1 protein-coding gene (cut by a window edge) is annotated in these 21,122 nt (G+C 70.7%); it reads right to left on the minus strand.

Going from position 1 to position 21,122, the window contains the following annotated elements; genetic code table 11:
- Positions 1-21,122: the 3' portion of a hypothetical protein gene (locus IEY88_RS02815; protein WP_189152942.1), read on the minus strand. It continues 8,044 nt past the right edge of the window; the window shows 21,122 of its 29,166 coding nt (coding positions 8,045-29,166); its start codon lies beyond the right edge, outside the window — the gene reads right to left on this strand; it ends in the stop codon at positions 1-3.

The raw sequence follows: 21,122 nt of genomic DNA on the forward strand, positions 1-21,122 counted from the left end.
CTAATGCATCCGCACGTCCTGCTGTAGTCCTCCTGAGGCCTGGTACGGCCGGTAGGTGACCTGGCGTCCGTCCAGCACCAGCTCGACCTCGACGGTGTCGGGGAACGGCGGGCCGAGCGGGACCAGCAGCACCGGCTCCTGGCCTGCCTGGTGGACCCGGACGTTGACGCCCTGCTGCGTCGCGATCAGGTGTCCGAGCAGGTCACGGGCGTTCTGCCAGCCCTTGTTCTCGCCCGCGTCGGCGTGCATGTGCCAGTTCTGGTTCTCCACCAGCGCCCCGTACAGGTGGCCCTGGTGCATCGGCCGGCCGACGGAGTAGTCCGCCACGGCCTTGGTCACGGCCTGGTGGGTCGCGGCCAGGCCGACGACCTGCTGACGCAGCGTCACCGGGTCGATCCCGCGGGCCTGGCCGACGACGGCGTACAGGCCGTTGGTGGTGACCGGCGGTGCGGGCTGGCGGACCAGTACGTCCTCGTTGAGGAACCGCAGCTGCCGCTGCGTGGTGCTGACGTGGTCGGACGCCACCAGCCCGTGGGCCGCGACGACCTTCTGGTCCTTCTGGATGCCCGCCTGCAACTCCTCGAACGGCGCGGGCATCGGCGCGGACACCGCCGGGTTCATCCGGTTCTTCTGCGGGGCGCCGAGCTGCGTCTGCATCTTCTGCGGCGGGTTCCACCCGTGGCTGGTCTCCCCGTCCGCCGGGGGCAGGAACGGCTCCACGACCGGGTGTTCCCCGGTGGCGAGGCGCTTGCGCTCGTCGGCGAACTTCGTGCCCGCCTTGGAGGACTTGCCGTCGAGGAACCGCTCCGACACGTTCGGCAGCGCGGTGTGCGACTGCGGCAGCTTGCCGTCCTTGATCAGCCCGTAGGCGATCCTGGACAGGTCGGTGCCGGTGTCGCCCGCCACGAAGTCGGTCGTGAACGCCTGGCCGCGCACCGGGTGCCGGTTGTTCTGGACGTCCACCCTGGCCAGTTCCAGCGCGGCGTCCATGCCCGCGGCGTCGGCGGGTGTGTGCAGCTTGGCGAGCTCCGCCGCGTAGAAGCGGTTGAGCGACTGGCCGAGCTGCCCGAACTCCGCCTGCCCCTCGCCGAACCGCACCGACGGCTCGGCCAGCGGCACGAGGCCGTCGACGAACAGGTTCGGCTCCGGCGTGTAGGGCAGCAACGGGTGGATGCCCTGCTGGGTGCGGCGTGCGTGCATGTCCGCGTCGATGACCTGCACGAACCGGTCGTAGAAGTCCGGTTCCGCGAGCTTGGCCCGCAGCGCCTGCTTCTGCGCGTCCGTCGTCTTCGAGTCACCGTCGATGCGGCCGAGGACGTCCTTGTGCAGCTGGTCCGAGTCGACCGCGACCCGGTACCCGCCGCCGATCATCAACGGCCGCGACGGGTCACCCGCGTCCTCGCCGACCGTGCCGTCGAGGAGCCGGGTCACGTGGTCGAACACGTGCCCGCCCTCGCGGGTCGTGCGGTCGCCCGCGTCGAAGTCCATGACCGACACGTACGGGTGCGTTCCCGTGGCCGCCAGGGCGGTCACCGCGAACACGTGCGCGTCGCTCTCCAGCGTGGCGTTGCGGGTCTCCCCGAACTTGAAGCCCTTGGGGCCGTGGGGAACGCTCACCAGCGCGACCGGTTCCGTCCGGCCGTGGACCGCCTCCGCCGCGGTGGCGATCGCGGTGTCGATCTCCGCCTGCGTCGAGGCGTTCACGCCGAGCACGAACGCCACACGGCCGTCCATGTCCCGCGTTCCGGCCATCACACCGTTGATCACCTCGTCGAGCTGCTTCAGCTCGCCCGCCCGGACGATCATGCTGACCACGAACGACGGCTTCTCGTTGGCGTCGATGCTCTCCCGCGTCCGCTGGAGGTAGTTCGCCGCGGTGATCGGCGTGAGCTCGTTGCCCTGGGCCAGGTTCTGGTACGCGGCGTTGTGCACCCCGTGCTCGTTGAACGGAGTGGCCTCCTGGCCGCCCATCTGGACGTCGCCGCCCTCGGCGTTCCCGTCCTCGACGTTCCCAGCGTCCTCGATGGACAGTTCGGCGAGGTTCTCGCGCGCCCGCTTGACGGGGTCCGCGGACGGGTCGGTGCCCAGGTGTTCGTTGTCGCGCTTGGGCATGTTCGGCGCGGGCAGGTCGGACCGTTCCGCGGGGCCGGGCGGCGGCGGGTTGTGCGTCTGCAGCGCCGCCATCCGGTCCGAGACCAGCAGGAGGTGGCGCGGCTTCAGCCGCGAGTCGGCCTCGTCGACGCCGGCCGTCATGACGGAGTTGTCCGTGACGACGTGCCCCTTGCCGTCCTGGTGCTGGAAGATCGGCTTCACGGCGCCGGTCTCCAGGTACTCGTCGCGCAACCCGAGGAAGTGCCCGACCTCGTGCGCGAGGCGCCGCGAGTCGGTGTGCGCGGGCCAGGTGACCTGGTTCGCGCGGCCCTCGGAGTCGTCGGTGACGTCGACGACGGCGTGCGCGTCGGCGGGGTCGTCGGTGAACTCGACCGTGACGTGGAACTGCTCACCGCTGGGCAGCTTGTAGCCCTGGTTGAACATCTCCTCGACACCCGCGCGAGCGCGGTCCTGGACGTCGGCGGTGCCGTTGTTCAGGTGCAGTCGCACGGTGAAGTCCCGCACCGGCACGCCGTCGACGTTCAGGACGCGGTTGTCGTAGGTGATCGGGCCGCGCCAGGCGTCCATGGTGATGCCGTGCGGGCCGACCTTCGTCGAGTCGAGCACGCCACCTGCCTCGCCGCGCACCCAGCTCGTCGCCGGGGTCGTGGCGCGGGCGTCCGCGATGGCCTGCGAGGACACCGGGTTCCGCGGGTCGAACCAGTCCGCGTCCGACTCCGTGCTGTGCAGCGCGTCCGCGTCCTCGCCGACCATGCCGTTGTCCTGCAACGTGGTCTTGAAGTCACGGATGGCGTCGGCGGTGAGCTCGACGCCGAGGGCGGCACCGAGCACGCCCTTGTTGTCCGTCACGGCCTTGGTGAACGCGTCGGCGCTCACGGTGCCGTCGGGCAGGACCTCCGCGGCGCTCAGCACCTGCTGGACCCAGAACGGGTGGAAGTCCGGGTCGGTGTTCGGCGGGGTGGCGGCGACGGCGTCGGCGAGCGCCGGAGCGCCCAGCACGTCGACGACCGCCGCGTCCTGCGCGAAGTTGAACCCGCGGTTGTAGCCCTTGTCGTGGTTGAAGAGGTCCGCGACCTTGTCCGCGTCCGTGCTGAGCCCCGGCGCGCCGTTGATCGTGCTCCACAGCTGGTGGGCCCAGTCGTCGAACTTGGCGCGGCTCTCCGGGGTGCTCAGGTCGCCGAACTGCGCCAGCTGCACGGACTCGATGACCGGCCGGTCGAACGCCTTCCTGAACGACTCGGACACCGCCTCGACGCCGTGCCGCTGGATCATCGCGGCGACCTCGCCGGTCCGGGTGTCGAGGACGACCGAGGCGTGCAGCAGGTGCAGACCCGCTTCGGACTGCACGAACCTGCGCTTGTCGCCCTCGAGCTTCGCCCCGACCTCCTTCGCGAACTCCGGGGCGTTGTCCAGGGCGTCGGTGGTCAGCGCTTCGAGCTCGACGTCCGCCTCGGTCCGGGCGGGTGCCGGTTCGGCGCTGTCCTCCGCCACGTCCTGAGTGGACTCCTCCTGGTTCGCGGTCACCTCGGCCGGTGGCACGTCGACCAGGTCCGCGAACGCCGCGTCCTGGGCACGGCTCGTGCCGCCGTTGTAGCCGCCGTCGTGGTCGAACACCTCGGCGGCGAGCTTGTCCGCGTCCGCGGTGTGCGACGGCGTGCTGCCGATCGTCGCCCAAAGGCGGTGCGCCCAGGCGGTGAACGCGGCCTTGCTCTCCGGCGTGCTCAGGTCGCCGAACTGCGCGATCTGCGCGGATTCGATGACCGGCTGACCGAACTCCTTGGTGAACGCCTTCGCGACCTTCTCGGCACCGTGCCGCTGGATCAGCGTGGCGATCTCGTCGGCCTTGGTGTCGAGCACGACCGAGGCTCGCAGCGTCTCCAGACCTGCCTTGGCCTCGCTGGACCTGAGTGCCTGTTCCACCTGCTGGGCGAGCGGGGAGGCGTTCGCCATCACATCCGCGGACAACGCGGTGAGATGGCTGCCCACCACGACGTCCGGCACGCTGGTCGGCGCCTGCGTCTCGGCGGTCGCGGACGGGGTCACGTCCGCGTTCCTGAGCGGAGGCGCGTTCTGCGGCTGCGGTGCCGGGCGGGTCAGCACGCTCCCGCTCGACTCCCCGCGCGAGGACGACGCCTCGGCCGGCGTCACGAAGGACGGCGAGGGAGCGGTCTCGGGCAGGGACGTCGGCGGCTGGGGAGGCAGCGGCGGCGGCACAGCGGCGACGCGCATGCCCCCGTCCCCGTCGGTGTCGCCGTCCGTGTCGCTGCTGGACGAGGCCGTCGCCGGCGGCGCGTTGAAGTCGGCGATCCTCTGGTCGACGACCGCCTTCTTGTCCCACCACTTCTTCTGCAGGTCGTCGGCGGCCTGGCGCGCGTCGTTCAGCTTCGTCTCGGCCTCCGCGACGAGGGCCTGCTGCGCCGCGCGGTCGGCGGCGAGCTGGTCGACCGCCTGGTCGTACCTGGCCTTCGCCGCGAGCCGGTCGGCCTGGGCCTGCGCGACGACCTGCTCCTGTGCGGCGGCGTCCGCGCGGCGGGCGTTGGCCTCCGCGCGCAGTCCGCCGATCGCGTCGTTGGCGGCGTCGAGCTGACGCTGGGCCTCCCGCAACGACGACTGCGTGTCCGCGAGCGTGCGTTCCGCGGTCCTGAGCGTGGCCTGCGCGTCCACGTGGGCCTGACGTGCCGTCTCGACCTGGCCCGGCAGCACCGCCTTGTCCGGCGCCGCGGCGAGCTGGTCCTCCAGCCCCTCCAAGGCCCGAGCCTTGGTCTCGACGACCGACTTCGCGTCGTCCACCTCGAACTGCGCGGTCATCGCCAGCGCGCCGAGTCCGCCGACCTTCGGCGACAGCTCGGCGATGGCGTCGAGCGTGCGCGCGGCCTCCAGGCGGGCGGTCTCGGCCGTCGCCTCCAGGCCTTCGAGGGTCGCCTGCTCGTCGAGGTGCGCCTGGATCGCGTCGTTGTAGGCGATCTGGACGGGCGTGAAGGAGGAGTCGCCGCGGGCGTTCGCCGCGGCCACCCCGTTGATCACCTGCTGCGCGTCGTGGCGCACGGTGTCCACGGTGACCTCGCCGGCGCGCCAGGCGTCCGCCGCGGCCTTGACCTCGGTCTGCGCGGTCGCCAGCTCCGGGCTGAGATCGCGACCCAGCACCACCTGCGCGTCCGAGACGGGCATGCGGACCGCGGCCGAGTTCGGCACGGCCAGGTCGACGACGGCGGTCCTGCCGCCGATCGTCGCGACCACGCGGTACTCGACGCCGAACCGCACCAGGCCGGTCGTGGCCTTCGGCTTGAGGTTGTTGACCTTGTTGTCGGTCTGGCCACCGGAGTTCGCCGTCGAGTCCTCGGCGGCGTGCCGCAGCTCGAGACCGCTGGTGCCGAAGGTGACGTTGTCCTTCGGGTCGGTGTTCTGCTTGATGCCCGCGCCACCGGTCGCGAGACCGATCGACACGTCGCCGCTCTCGGTGACCTTCGAGTCGGTGCTGGTCGCGGTGACCTGCGACTTCGGGTTCTCGAGGGCCACGCCGTCGCTGAGCGCGTTCAGCGACGGGTCGACCAGCTTCGCGTAGACCTTGACGTCCGCGTCCTGCCCGAACGTCAGCGCGGCCTCGTGCAGGCCCGGCACGGTCAGCGGGCCGGACAGCATCGACGGCAGGTGCGGCTGCAGGTTCTCCGGGCTCAGCGTGGACAGCAGGCTGTTCAACGAGCCCGTGCCCTTGCCGGTGAGGCCCTTCTTCGCGCCCGCGTCCTTCAGCGCCTGGATCGTCGCCTCGCGCAGGTCCTTGGCACCGCGCAGGTTCTCCACCGACGCACCCGCCGGGAGCGCCGGCGTGCTGCCCGCGCGCCAGTCAGCGATGGCCTGCTGACCACCCTGGTCGGCGTCGCGCGAACTCTGTTGCGCGGTGTACGGCTGCGGCGCGGTGCCGCCGCCGACCTTCTGGTTGTCCGCGTGCAGGCGGACGGTCATCTTCTGCGGGCCGCTGGGCGCGGTCGCGATGACCTTGTCGCCCTTCTCCACGACGAGCTCGAACTCGATCGGCACGCTGTAGCGCGCCGCCGGTCCGCTGCCCGCGCGGAAGCTCGCGAACTGGTCGGTCGTCGAGGTGCTGACCGAATTGCTCTGGGACTTCCCGATGTTCGCGGCCGCCATCACACCCGCGGTGCCGGTGACGTTCGGGTTCGCGCTGCCCGGCGCGGCGAGGCCGGGTGCCTTGAGCCCGATCCCCCAGCCGGTGCCGCGGCCCTGGCCGTCGGTCACCTTGTGCGAGCCGGCGATCGTCGACTCCATCTCGACGCCGTCGTTGACGACGTTCTGGAACTCCGGCGTGCCCGTCCTCGCCCGCAGCGTGACCTGGAACGAGTCCTTGCCGAACGTGCCCGGCTGGTGCACCAGCAGCGGCACACCGCCGTCCAGGGCGCTGTCGATCATCGCCTTGACGCTGGCGGGCGAGCTGACGTCGACCAGGCGCTGCAGGTTGCTCATCGAGTCCTTGAGCACCGAGTCCGGCAGCAACGGGCTGCCGAAGCGCTTGGCGGTCTTCAGGTTCACCTTGTTCGAGAGGTCCGCGACCACGTCCGTGAGGTCCGGCACGCTCTCCACAGTGGACAGGCCGAGCGCGCCGGGCTCGCCCTTCGCGACCGTCGCGGGCGGTGCCATCGCCGGGAGGTCGGGCTTGGCCACGGTCGGCTGCACGTCGGGCAGCAGCCCCATGTCCCGTGCGACGTCCTCGGTCACCCGCACGAACACCGAGTTGGGCAGGGTGACCGTCGCACCCTCGGACCTCGGCGTGGAGCCGGCGATGAAGTTCGCCGCCCTGCTCTCGCCGATCACGGTGACGTCGGCGTCCATCTGCACCAGCACGGTGCGGCCGCCCGCGGGCGTCACGTAGTTGCGGTCGTGGCTGCCGCCGACCTCCTTGCCCGACGACTTCGAGTCGGACCACGGCGTGAGCTTGCCGGCGACCGCGAAGCCACCGGCGCCGCTGGCGGGCGTGGGCTCACCGGCGGGCGGGGCGGGGTCGTTCGGCTTGATCGGCACGTTGACGCCGCCGGTGATGTCGACCGACCGGCCGGTCGACGACGACTGGCCCGCCTTGTACCCACCGGTGCTGGCGTTCTCGGTACCGGTGTTGTCCGAAATGGACACGATCCGCGCGTTGCCCAGCTCGAACTTGACCCCGATCGCACCCGTGCGGTCGGTGAAGCGGCGGTCGTACTTGAGGCCCTGCTCCTGCACACCCGTGGTGGCCAGCGTCCGCAGGTTCGCCTTGATGTTCTCCGGGGAGAACATCTTGTCGATCTGGGCGCGGGACGCGGTGCCCGGCACGGTCAGCGCGGAGTCACCTCCGGCCGCCCGGTCGAGTGCCTTGATCGCCTGGTCGCGCAACGCCGTCGTGTTCGCCACGGCCTCCACGTGCAGGATCTGCGGCGCCTTCTCCTTCGGCCTGGTGCTCAGCAGCTTCTTGACGCTCGGCGCGTCCTTGAACGTCCGGTGCTCCGGTGTGCCGGGCTCGAAGCCCTTGCCGGGGTCGGCGTCCAAAGTGGAGCTGTCCGACACCCAGAGGTTGACCTCGCCCTTGATCGGGGTGAGACCGCCGTCGCCGGTCTTCGCGACCGTCGTCTGCTCCGGCGCGTGGAAACCGGGAGCACCGGGCACGATCCGCCGCACCCAGGAACGGGGCCGGGTGAACGTGGTGATCTCGACCTCGAACTCCACGTCACCGCGGAACACCTGGGCGTTCGGGCTGCCGACGCTGAGCGACGTGCTGTTGACCGTCGGCCCCGCGGTGGTCTTGTCCGTCCAGGAATGGTTGTACTTGGCGCCCAGCTGCGGCGCCGGGGACAACTTGGCGATCTTGGTCTCGCCCGGGATGACGACCTTGCCCTCGACGCCGCCGCTCCAGCCCTTGGTGGTGCTGGAGGAGCTGTCGAGCTTCGGGCCGGTCGACGACGCGTCACGGACGTTGCGCGCGTCGGCCTGCCCGAGGTGCTTCGGGTCGGTGACCTTGGCCTTGACCGTGACGTTGACGTAGGTGTTGGTGGACGTGCCGCTGTGCTTGAGCTGCACCTGGACGCCGGGACCCATGAGGCTGTCCATGTTGGTCCGCAACGCCGCCGGCGAGAGCTGAGAGGTCAGCCTGCGCTGGTTCGCGAGCTGCTCGGCGACGTCGGCGAAGCCCTTGCCCTTGCTGCTGCGCGGGTTCGAGCCCTCGACGTTCCAGTCCGGCAGGAACCTGCCGAGCCCGGGGATGTCCCGCAGCGCGCCCTCGACCTGGGTCTGGACCTCCGAGGCGACCGCGAACTCGCCGACCTTGGCGTTGCCCGCCGCGATCGCGTCGCTCATGTACGGCGGCGGGAACTTCCTGCCCTTGTTGGAGTCGTCGACGATCGACTTGCGCGTCCCGTCCGGCGTCGGCAGCCCGGCGTGGGCCGCTTCGGGCAGACCGACGCGCATGTACGTCGTGACGGGGATCGTGACCGTGCCGCTCGGGGTGTGGACCTCGACATCGGCGGTCACCTTGTACAGACCGGTGTCGCCCTTGAGCTGGATGCCGCTCTTGTGCGCGGTGTTGATGCCCGCGTTGACGTTCTCCGCGGTGCGCGCGGAGTAACCGACCGTGGCGCCGGCCTGACCGCCCACCACGTTCGGCAGGCCGGAGTTGAACCCGAGACCGGCCGTGACGTCGCCACCGGATTTGGTCGTCGAGGACACACCACTGCTGTGCGCCGAAGTCTCGTGCAGGCGCAGCTGACCGGTGTCGAGCGTGCCGACGAGCTCCGCGGACTTCAGCGTCGCGCCCATCCTCACCGCGGCGCCCTTGCTCTGGTGCGGGCTCGTGAGGTCCGGCGACGTCACGAAGGCGCCGCCGAGCATCGCGCCGAGGTTGTTGCGGATCTCGGTGGGGCTCAGGAAGTTCTGCAGCGCCTCACGGCCGGGCGACCCGATCTTGACGATCGACGGGTGGAGCTGGCGCGCGACGTCGTTGAACGCCTTCGCGGGGTTGTCGACCGAGATCGCCTCGGGCGCGGGGTGTTCGAGCTTGGTACCCCACTTCGCGTCCGGCGGGGTGACCGCGGCGGACGCGTTGCCCGAGTTGGTGATCTTGGCCAGGTCGTTCGGGATCTGCAGCGTGACGTCGGTGCCGGTGTCGACCGTGGCGACGGGCCTGAGCCCACCGCTGGGGTTGGTCAGCGTGATGTCGTAGGACACCTTGACGGTGGCCTGCGTCGACCCCTCGCCCGCGCGGATGATCCGCTGGTCGGTGAGCGACGACGACATGGCCTGCGACTGCGCCGGCGTGGCGAGCTGCGCCTTGCCGCCGAGGGAGCCGTACGGGCCGAGCCCGGCGCTGGCCGTGGCCGCGGCGCCGACGTCGTTGGCCGTGGCCACCGTGTGCGTCGCCGAGGACGAGTTGCCCGACTGCGCGGTCGCGTCGACCTTGACGCCGGGCGCGTCCACGGGGGCGGTGCCGGTCTGCGCCTGCATGGTGGCGCGGATGTTCGCCTCGTACCAGGTGTTGCCGATCTTGACCTGGAAGTTGCGGCCCTTGTCCAGGAACGACTCGAAGTCACCGGTGATCGCCTGCTGGATGCGGGCGGCGTCGGCGGGCTTGAGGTTCTCGATCGCGCTCGTGACGTTCTCGGCGCCCCGCACGTCCGTCGGCGCGATCGTGCCCAGCGCCTTGTTTTCCTGGAAGAAGCCCGGCAGCGCCTGCGTGCCCGGCATGACCTGGCCGACGGGTTGTGGTGCGAGCACGGTCATCGGGATGACCGGGTTCGGCGTCGGCGCGGGCGGCGCCGGGCGCGTCTGCACGTCGGACTCCGGCTCGGTCCACGCTGGACTGTCCTGAGTGGACTGGACCGGAGCGGCCGCCGGGGGAGCGGGTGGTGGCGGGGGCGCGGGACGGGTCGACTCCTCGTCGACGTCCATCGCGTCGGAGTCCGCCGGGTCGTCCAGTGGCTGCGGCGGGTTCGCCGGGTCGTGCTGGGTGAACCTGCTCCTGCCGTTGGGCCGCGGGTGCGCGTCGAGCTCGATCGCAGCCGGCCACTCCGGCTTGCTCCAGGCGTTCGACGCGGCGATCTCCTCCGGGGTGGACCGGGAGGTGATCTCCGGACGGGGCTCGAAGAACGGCTCGTGGGTCCGCGTGCCGTCCGGTCCGTGGACCGTGATGGGCCTGCCGATCTCGCTGGCGAGCAACCGGGCGGCGAGCTCCTCCGCCTTGGCCGCCTTGGCGTTGTCGGCCTTCTTCTCGGCCGCGTTCTCCCTGGCGTGGGCGGGGTCGACGGCGGTGTCGGCGGCCGGCCTCGGCGACGCCGCCGCCGGCTCGACGAGCGCGTTGACCAGGTGGCCGTTCTCCAGGCGGTGCTCCTGGCGGAAGTTCGCGATCTCCTTGTTGGTCGCCGTCGTCGTGATCGAGGCCTTCTGGACCGCCGCGGCACGCAGTTCCGCCGCGGTCTTGGTCTCGGGACCGGCCTTCGCCTTGGCCTTCTTCTTGGACCCCTGAGGGGCAGCCTGGGGCTGCAGGGCCTGCTGCACGGCGGAGAACAGGCCGTCGGCGCGAGGCGGGTCGGCGAGCGGCAGGACGCCGTGCTCGAGGGTGGCGAAGGTGCGGGTCACGTTGCTCGTGTTGGCCGACATGGCCAGGTTGAGCATCGCGGCCATCTTCTGCTGCTTGGTGCCCGGGACGATGTGCGGGACGTCGGCCTCGGTCTTCGGCTTCTTGGCCGGGGCCTTCTCCTTGCTCTTGCTGCCGCCCTCGCCCTTCGCGGGCTTCTCCTTGACGGGCTTCGCCGGCGGCTCCGGGTACTTGGTGGTCGGGTCGACCTGCGGGTCGATGCCGACGTGACCGTGACCGGGCACCGGTGCGGACACCGCGCCGCCCAGGGAGTTCTTGTCCTCCCAGCCGAGGTGCAGGGCGTCGAGCTTCGACGGGGTCCAGCCACCGGTCTTCGTGTCGGTGAGGGCACCGGTCTCCGGGTCGCGGCTGTACTCGTGCTTGACGAGCTGCTGGGCCTCGCGCTGGGCGTGCGGCTTGTTCTTCGGGTTCGGCGCGCCGCTCGCCCTGGGCTTGCGGTCGCCGAACTCGTCGCGGATCTTCGCGCCGGACACGTCGGCCTTGGCCGCCCTGTCCGCGGTGTGCGCGATCTTGCCGTCCGCGTCCGGGAGCCCGCCGTACATCCGGTTCGTCACCGAGGTGAGCGCGACGTGGGACTGCGGGAACTTCTTGCCGCCCGACTTCGCGAAGTCCAGCGCGAGGCGGGACAGGTCGGTGCCGACCGCGCCGTCCACGAAGTCGCTGGTGAAGTTCTCACCGCGGTAGGGGTTGCGGTTCGTCTGCAGGTCGACGTTGATGGCCGACTGCCTGGCGTCGTCGCGGATCGCGCTGTCGACGACCTTCGCGGCCGCCGCGGTGATCTGGGCCTGGGAGACGTCCGGGTGCTTGGCCTTGAACGTCGCCTCGACCTCGGCCCGGAGCTGCGCCTCCTTCGCGACGGCCTGCTCGATGCCGCGCTGGAGCTCCTGCAGGAACAGGTTCTCGCTGGGGCTCGGCGCGCGGCCCTCCGCCGCGATGTCCGCCTCGGTCTGGGCCTTGGCCCAGGCGAGCGCCTCGCTGGGCGTTGGAGGCGCGTCCAGCTCGTTCTGGTGCAGGTCGACCAGTTCCTTGCCGGCGAAGGCGTTGATGGACTCGCCGAGGTCGCCGAACTCGTTGCCGCCGTCGCTGAACTTCACGTCCGGGTCGACGACGACCACGGCCGCGTCCATGAACAGGTTGGGCTCCGGCGAGTAGGGCAGCAGCGGCGCCGAGTCCTTCTGACGGGTCCGCGAGTCCATGTCGTCGCTGATCGCCTGCTGGAACCTCGTGGCGAAGTCCTGGTCCTTCAGGTAGGCCTCGACGTGCGCGAGCTCGTCAAGCTGTTCCTTCTTCTCGGCCTTGGAGAGGCCGGGGTCCTTCTTGATCGCGGCCCGCTCGGAGTCGAGCCGCGCCTGGGTGTCCGCGACGAGCTTCGCCGGGTCACCGACCCGGTACCCGCCCGAGTACAACAGCGGGCGGATCGGGCCCACGTCCGGCGAGTTCAGCGACTCGGCGACGTGGGTGAAGATGTCCGTCTGGTCCCCGGTCACCCGGCGGGAACCGGTGTCGAAGTCCTGGAACGAGATGTACGGGTGCGTGCCCTTGCCGTTCATCGCGCCGATGGCGAACGTCGTGGCAGGGCTGTGCATCGTGCCGTTGCGCATCCGGCCGAACGGGAAGCCGTCCGCCGGGTTGAACGTCTGCAGCGGCACGAGGGCGATCGGCTCGGTCCGGTTCGCCACAGCCGCGTTCGCCTGTGCGATCTCGGTGTCGATGTTCGCTTCCGCGCCGGTGGGCCCGTTCACACCGATCACGAACACCATGTCGTCGGCCAGCGGTCCGGCGTCGGCGACGATCGCGTCGATGACCTGGTTGATGTCGGCGTCCGGGTCGTTGAGCTTGCCGTGCCCGACGATCATGTTCACCACGAACGACGGCCGCTTGCCGTCGTCGACGCTCTGCTTGAGCTTCGCGAGGTAGTCGCCCTTGGTCGGCAGGTCGAACCCGTCGATCGCGAGGTTCCCGAACGCGGAGTTGTACACGACGTTGTCCAGCGACAGGCCGTCGAACGCCGTCGCCAGGTTGTCGAGGTCGGCATCGGTGCCGGGCTGGGAGTCGACGTCCATCCCGCCGCCGGTGTTGCTCGTGCCAGCCTCGTTGGTCCAGGCGTCGGCACCCGGCTTCCTCTTGGTGGTCCGGTCGTCGGTGGCGCGGCTCTCGGGGGAGAGGTCGCGCTTCGGCATCGGCCGCGTGTCGACGTCCGACGGCGTGGGCGACGACGGACGCGCGGGCGGTTCCACCGTGGCAGGGCCGGGCGAGTCCAGCCTGGTGTCGGGCACCATGACCTGGCTCTGCGCGGTGCGTTCGACGAGCCACAGGTGCCGCGGCCGCAGACCGGGGTCCTTGCCGTGGACGTCGGCGCCCATCATGCCGCCGTCGTCCTTGTGCACGCCCGAGTTGGTGTCGTGCTGCTGGAAGACGCGTGACTTGTCGCTGTACTCGTCCGGGATGCCCAGGTAGTGCAGGGTCTCGTGGGCGAGGACCTCGGGGCTCGTGCTCGGGTTCCAGTGCGTCTGGTCGACGTTCGGGTTCTTCGGGTCGACCTTGATGCTGGTGTGCGCGTCGGCCTTGTTGTCGACGAACTCCAGGTTCAGGTGGAACTGGTCACCGCTGGGGAGCCGGTACCCCTGGTTCAGCAGGTTGTTCACGCCGTCGGCGGCGTTCTGCCTGACCTCGGCGACGATCTCCGGGTGGACGTTCGCGGCAGGGTCGACGTGCACCTTGACGGTGTACTCCTGCACGAAGTTGCCGGGGGAGGTCTCGATGCGGCGCAGGTCGTAGTTGATGAGTCCCTTGTAGGACTTCAGCTTCGACGGCGTGCTGTCGGTGCGGACGTCGTGCACGACGACGTCGACGGTCCGGACGTGCGCGTCCGCCCTGCGGTCCGCCCACGTGCTCGGGTCCGCCGGCTTGGCCGGCGCGAACCAGTCGGCCGTCTTCGCCGGGTCGTGCCGCCACGACTCGTCGGTGATGACGTCCTTGCCCCGGTGCGATTCGGGGGTCGGCGGGGTCATCGCGGGCGGCGCACCGCCACCGCGGACCTTCTTCGGCTGGGCGTCGGTGTTCCCGGGAGCGGGACGCGTCGAGCCCGCCTCGGCACCACTCCTGCTCGACTCCGCCGCCGAGGAGTCCTGCGGCGGCACGGAGGGGAGCGGCTTCCGGCTCGCCTCCGGCGTGGTGGTCGTGTCCGTGGAGGTGGTCGTGCCGTCCCTGGGCGGGACCGGCGTGGTGGTCGTGTCCGTGGACGTGGTCGTGTCGTCCTGGGGCGGCACAGGCAGCGAGGTGTTCGTGTCCGCGGTATCGGTGGTCGTGCCGTCCCTCGGCGGCACCGGCGGCGGGGTGTTCGCCGCGGTGTTGAACGAGTCGACCTCGTTGTCCACCTTGGCCTTGGCGTCCCACCACTGCTGCTGCTTGGTGTCCGCGTCGCGCCGGGCGTCGTCGAGCCTGGTCTGCGCGTCGTTGATCGCGTTCTCGGCGGCGGTCTGCTCGTCCACGAGCTTCTGCCGCGCTGCCACGGCCTCGGCGCGGGCGGCGTCGGCCTCGGCGACGACGTTCTGCTGCGCCTGCAGGGGAGTGCGGGCGTCGGCGGCGGCCTGCCGCTGGACGTCGAACTCCGCACGTGCGTCGGCGACCTGCTGCTGCGCGTCGGCCAACGCGTTGTGCGCCGCGTCGGCCTCCTGCGAGAGCTGGTCGATCTCGGCCTCGGTCGCCCCGTTGTCCCGCGCGTCGGCGACCGCGTTGTCGGCCACCTGCGCGTCCTGGCTCAGCGAGACGACCTGGGCGTTGAGGTCCTGGATCGTGGCGCGGGTCTGCGCCGCGTCCCTGATCGCGCTGTCGAACTGCGCCTGGAGCGGCGTGACGACGTCGACGGCGGCGCGGTGCGTGTCGATCGCCGCGTTCGCCTTCACCGACGCCGCGGCGAGCGGCTGGTCGGTCCGCGCCAGCACGGCCGCGGCCTCGTTGATCGCGTCCTGCGTGTCGTGCCGGGCCTTCTCGACGTCCTTCTCCGCGGTCCGCCAGTCGTCGGCCGCCTTCTTGACGTCGGTCTGCGCGTCCTTGAGCGAGTCGCCGAGCTGGTGGTTCAGCGCGGTCTCAACCTCGGCGGCGGGCATGCGCACGCCGGCCGAGCCGGGCACCGTCAGGTCGACGACACCGGTCTTGCCGCCGATCGTCGCCACCACGCGGTACTCGACGTCGTACTGCACCAGGCCGGTGCGGGAGGTGTCCTTGGGCTTGACGCTGCCGCCCTGGGCCTGCGACGGGCCGCCGGACACCGCGGAGGAGTCCTCACCCGCGTGCCGGACCTCGACACCACCGGTGCCGACGTTGACGGTGTCGGCCGGGGCGCCCTGCTTGATCGCGGCGCTGCCCTGCGCGAGACCGATCGACACGTCGGCGGTCTCGGACACCTTGGCCTCGCTGGAGGTCTCGGTCGTCTTCGTGGTCAGCGGGGTCTCGATCTTGACGTCGTCGCTGAGCGACCCGAGCTGCGGGTTCACCAGCTTCGCGTAGACCTTGACGTCGGCGTCCTGGCCGAACGTCAGCGCCATCTCCTTGAGCCCCGGCACGTCGAGCGGGCCGGACAGCATCGACGGCAGGTGCGGCTGCAGGTTCTCCGGGCTGAGCGTGGAGAACAGGGCGTTGAGCGAGCCCGTTCCCTTGCCGGTCAGGCCCTTGCCGGCGCCGGCCTCGGTCATCGCCTTCACGGCGGCGTCCCGCAGGTCCTTGGCGCCGCGCAGGTTCTCCACCGACGCGGTCGGCGGCAGCTGCGAGGCGCGGGTGTCCGCCTGGAACGCGGCCGTCGCCTCGGGCGAGCCGAAGTCGCTGCTGCGCTTGCTCGCCGCGGACATGTACGGCTGCGGGGTCCCATGACCGGTGGTCGGCTGGGAGACCTTCTGGTTGTCCGCGTGCGTGCGGACCTTCATCTCCTGCGGGCCGCTCTCGGCCCGCGCGATCTCCTTCGAGCCCTTCTCGACGACGAGCTCGAACTCGACCGGCACGGTGTACTGCGCCGCCGGTCCGCTCGCCGTGCGGGAGTTGCTGAACGCCTCGGTGGTCGAGGTCGTGACCGAACTGCCGGTGCTGCCACCGATGTTCGCGCCCACGGCCAGACCCGCGGTGCCCGAGAGGTTCGGGTTCGCGCTGCCCGGCGCCGCCAGGCCCGGTGCGCGCAGACCGGCGCCCCAGCCGGTGCCACGGCCCAAGCCGGCGCTGTCCTTGCGGGAGCCGCCGTTGTTGTGCGTCATGTCGACGCCGTCGTTGACGACGCCCTCGAACTTCGGCTCACCCGTCTTGGCCCGCAAGGTGACCTGGTAGCTGTCCTTGCCGAACGTGCCGGGCTGGTGCACGAGCAGCGGCACGCCGCCGTCCATCGCGCTGTCGATCATCGCCTTGACGCTCGCCGGCGAGTTGAGGTCGACGATGCGCTGCAGGTTGCTCATCGAGTCCTCGAGGACCGAGTCCGGGATCAGCGAGCCGCTGCCGAACTTCTTGGTCTTCGTGGACAGCTCGGTCGTGAGCTGGTTGACCGCGGCGGAGAGGTCCGGGACGGATTCCACGTTGGACAGACCGAGCGCGCCCGGTTCGTCCGGCGCGACCGTCGACGGCGGCGCCATCTTCGGGAAGTCCGGCTTCTGCACGGTCGAGTCGACCTTGGGCAGCGCGCCCAGCTCGCGCGCGACGTCCTCGGACACCCGCACGAACACCGACTTCGGCATGTTCACCGTGACGCCCTCGGCGTTCGGCGTGCCGCCGTGCAGGAAATTCCCGGCGCGGCTCTCACCGACGATGGTGAACTCCGCGTCGATCTGGACCAGCACGGTCCGCGCCTCGCCGGGCGTCGTCCTACCGCGGTCGACGTTGCCGCCGACCTCGTTCGACTGGGTCTTGCTGTCCGACCACGGCGTGAACTTCGCGGTCGCGGCGACACCGCCGGACCCGCTCGGGTTCGTCGGCGTGCCCGCGGGTGGCGGGGTGACGTTCGGGCGCACCGGCACGTTGATGCCGGCGGTCAGGTCGACGGACCGGCTGGTCGTGGACGACTCGCCGGCCTTGTACCCGCCGCTGACCGAGTTGTCGGTGCCCGTGGTGTCCGAAATGGACACCAGCTTGGCCTCGCCCAGCTTGACGGACATGCCGATGGCGCCGGAGCGGTCGGTGACGCGGCGGTCGTACTTGAGGCCCTGCTCCTGCACGCCGGTCTCGATGAGCCGCTGCAGGTTCGCCTTGATGTTCTCCGGGGCGAACATCTTGTCGATCTGGGCGCGCGAGGCCGTGCCCGGCACGGTCAGCGCCGAGTCGCCCTTCGCCGCGCGGTTCAGGGCGTCGATCGCCTGGTCGCGCAACGCCGTGGTGTTGGCGACCGCCTCGACGTTGAGGAACTCCGGCGACTTCGGCCGGGCGTCCTTCGGGCTCAGCAGGTCCTTGACCGTCGGTGAGTCGTCGAGGGGCGTCGCCTTGGGGTCACCGGGCTTGAAGCCGTCGCCCGGGTCGTTCTTGAGCGTCGCGCCGTCGGACACCCACAGGTTGACGTTGCCGTCGATCTTGTCCAGGCCCGCGCCGGTCTTGGCGACCGTGGTCACCTCGGGCGACTGGAAGCCGGGCGCGCCGGGCACGACCGTGCGCACCCAGGTCCGCGGCCGCGTGAAGGTCGTGATCTCGACCTCGAACTCCACGTCGTTCGAGAACACCTGCGAGTCCGGGCTGCCGGCCTGCGACTGCGTGGCGCTGACCGCCGGTCCGGCCGTGGTCTTGTCCGTCCACGAGTGGCTGTAGGCCACACCGGCCTGCGGCATCGGGGTGAGCGAGGCGACGCCGGTCTTGACGGGGATGTTGACCCTGCCCTGCACGCCGCCGGTCCAGCCCTTGGTGGTGCTCGAGTTGGCGTCGAGCTTCGGGCCGGTCGTCGTCGAGTCGCTGACGGCGTGCGCGTCGGCCTGGCCGAGGTGCTTCGGGTTGCTGAGCTTGGCCTTCACCGTGACGTTCACGTAGGTGTTCGTCGTCGTGCCGGAGTTCTTCAGCTGCACCGAGACGCCAGGGCCGAGCAGGCTGTCCATGTTCGCCTTGAGCGCGGCGGGGGACAGGTTCGCCGTGATCTTGCGCTGGTTCGCGAGCTGCTCGGCGACGTCGGAGTAGCTCTGGCCCTTGCGCGGCTGGGCGTCCGGGTTGTTCCAGTTCGGCAGGAACTTCTCGAAGCCGGGCAGTTCGCGCAGCTTGCCCTCGACCTGCGCCTGCACCTTGGCCGCGGGCGTGAACTCGCCGACCTTGGCGTTGCCCGCGGCGAGCGTGTCGGCGACGAACGGCGGCAGGAACTTCGTGTCCGCCGTGGCCGGGTCGGTCGTGGAGTTCCTGGTGCCGTCCGGGGTCGGCAGACCCACGGCACCGGCCTCGTTGAGGCCCATGCGCACGTGGGTGGTGACCTCCATCTTCACGCTCTCACCGGAGGGCGTGCGGACCTCGACCTCGGCCGTGACCTCGTACAGGCCGGTCTCGGCCTTCACGCCGATGCCGGTCTTGTGGCTGCTGCTCGACCCCGCGTTCACGCCCTCGGCGGTGCGCGTGGAGTAGCTGCCGGTGGCGCCGACCGTGCCGCCGACCTGGCCGGGGATGCCGATGTTGGCACCGACGCCCGCCGTCACGTCGAACCCGGTCTTGGTGGACGCGGACACACTGCTGCCCCAGGCGGAGGTGTCCTTCAGGTCCAGCGCCGCGCTGTCGTGCGTGCCGACGAGCTTCGCGTCCTTGAGGGTCGCGGTCATCTGCACCGCGCTGCCCTTGCTGGCGTGCGGGCTGACCAGGTCCGGCGACGTGACGAAGCCGCCGAGCATCGCGGGCAGGTTGTTGCGGATCGAGGTGGGGCTCAGGAAGTTCTGCAGCGCCTCGCGGCCGGGCGAGCCGACCTTCGTGATCGACGGGTGCAGCTTCGCGGCGACCTCGTTGAACGCCTTGCCGGAGTCCTTGACCGACACGGCCTCCGGCACGGCGTTCTCGACCTTGGCACCCCACTGGGCGTCGGCCGGCGTGACCTTGGCGGAGGACTTGCCGGAGTCGACCATCGTGCTGAGGTCGGCCGGGACCTGGAGCGTCACGTTCGTGCCGGTGTCCACAGTGGACGAGGGCTTGAGGTTGCCGCTCGCGTCCTTCAGCGTGATCTCGTAGGAGACCGGGACGGTGACCTTCTTCGAGCCGTCGTCCGAGCCCTTGATCGCCCGCTGTTCGGTGACGGAGTTGCTGGTGGCCTGCGAGACCGCGGGCGTCGCGAGCGCGGCCTTGCCGCCCAGCGAGCCGTACGGGCCCGCCGCGACACCGGCCGTCACCGAGCCGCCGACGTCGTTGGACGTGGCGATGGTGTTGGTGGTGCCGGTGGACGCGGCGGCCTGGTAGTTCTTGTCCACCTTGGTGTCCGCGTCGGCCTGGACGTTCGTGGTCGCGTCCGCGTGCATCTCCGCGCGGACGTTCGCCTCGAACCAGTGGCCGCCGATCTTCACCTGGAAGTTGCGGCCGCCACCGAGGAGCGTCTCGAAGTCGTTCTCGATCGCGTTCTTGATGCGTGCCTGGTCGTCGGTCTTGAGGCCCTTGATGTCGGCCACGACCGCGTCCGCGCCGCGCACGTCGGTCGGCGTGATCGACCCGAGTGCCTTGTTCTCCTGGAAGAAGCTCGGCAGGTTCGTGTCCGGGACCTGGCCGACCGGCTGCGGCGCCAGGGTGGTCATCTGGACGACCGGGCTCGGCTTCGGCGGCGCCGGACGGGTCTGGACGTCGGTGTCCGCGTCGGGGGCCGACCGCGTGGTCGTGTCGGGCGCGGGCGGTGCGGGGCGCGTGTCCGCGTCCATGTCCACGTCGGCGTCGGCCGGCGGGTTCTGGTTGCCGGCGTCGCGGCCCGTCGGACCGTCGCTCATCTCGCTGGGCTGCGGCGGGTTCGCCGGGTCGTGCGGCGTGAAGGTCGTCTTGCCGTTGTCGTTGGGGTGCGCGTCGACGTGGATCGCCGTCGCCGGGTCGAACGTCGGCGGCTCCCAGTTCTCGATCTCCAGCAGCTTCTTCTTCGACATCCCCGGCTTGATCTCGGGCTTGGGCTCGAAGAACGGGTCGACGGTCGTGGTCGCGCCGTGGGGGCCGTGGATCGTGATCGGGCGGCCGATGTCGGTCGCGAGCAGCTTGGCGGCCAGCACCTCGGCCTGGCCCAGTTTGGCGTTCTCGGCCTTCTGCTCGGCCTTGTTCTCCCGGGCGTCCTGCTCGAGGTCGGCTGCCGTCGAGGGCTGGTGGTCCGGGTCCTCGATGCTGTTGTCGACCGGCGTGGCGTCGCTGTTCGGGTGCGGCGTCGCGGGGGCGGGCTCGATGATCGAGCTGACCAGGTGGCCGAAGTCCAGGTCGTGCTGCTGGTTGAAGTCCGCGACCTGCTTGACGATCGACGGCTTGGAGGTCCAGCCGGTCTCGACGGCGCCCGCGCGCAGGTCCTCCGCGGACTTGACGTCGGCGGCGTCGATGTTCGGGTCGGCGTCCATCGCGCCGTGCACGGCGTCGTAGAGGCCGCCCGGCCGCGGGTCACCCGCGAGTGGCAGCGCGCCGTGCTGCAGCATGCTGAACTGGCGCACCGCGTTGCTCTGGTTGGTCGACATCGCCAGGTTCAGCAAGGACGCCATCTTGTCCTGCTTGACGGCGGGATCGATGCCGATGTGCCCGTGTCCTGGCACGGGCGCGGAGACCGCGGGGCTGGGCTTGTTCTTGTCCTGCGCCCCGAGACGGGTCTCGTCCTTCGACGTCGGGTTCCAGCCGCCGGTGGTCTCGCCGGTCTCCGAGTGGTACGTGACCTGCTGGGCCTCGGCCTGGTCGAACGGCTTCACGTTCTTGTTCGGCTTGTCGTTCTTGCCGTGCACGCCGAACTCGTCGCGGATGTCCGCGACGGAGACGCCGCCCTTGGCCGCGCGGTCCTCGAACATGCGCGACGTCACCGAGGTGAGCGCGGTGTGCGACTGCGGGAGTTTCGCGCCCTTGGACTCGGCGAAGGTGTGCGCGAGCCGGGACAGGTCGGTGCTCACCGCGCCGCTGACGAAGTCGCTGGTGAAGTTCTCACCGCGGTACGGGTTGCTGTTGTTCTTGAGGTCGACCGCGATGCCGGAGTCGACGTTGCTCTGGTTGAAGATCTTGTCGACCGCGGCGTTGACGGCGGCCTGTGGTGCGTTGGGGAAGTTCGCCGCGAGTTCCGCCCTGATCTGGGCGGCCTGCTGGTTGACGCGGGCGATCGAGTTGTCGATCGACTCGAGCGTCTTCTGCTGGGACGGGCTCGCGCCGTTCTCCTGGCGCGCGATGTCCGCTTCCAGCTTCGCCTTGGCGTCTTCGAGCGCCTGCGTCGGGCTCGGCGGCGGCAGCTGGTTCTGGTGGATCTCGA

The organism is Lentzea pudingi, from assembly GCF_014646255.1.
GTDB classification, from domain to species: Bacteria; Actinomycetota; Actinomycetes; order Mycobacteriales; family Pseudonocardiaceae; genus Lentzea; species Lentzea pudingi.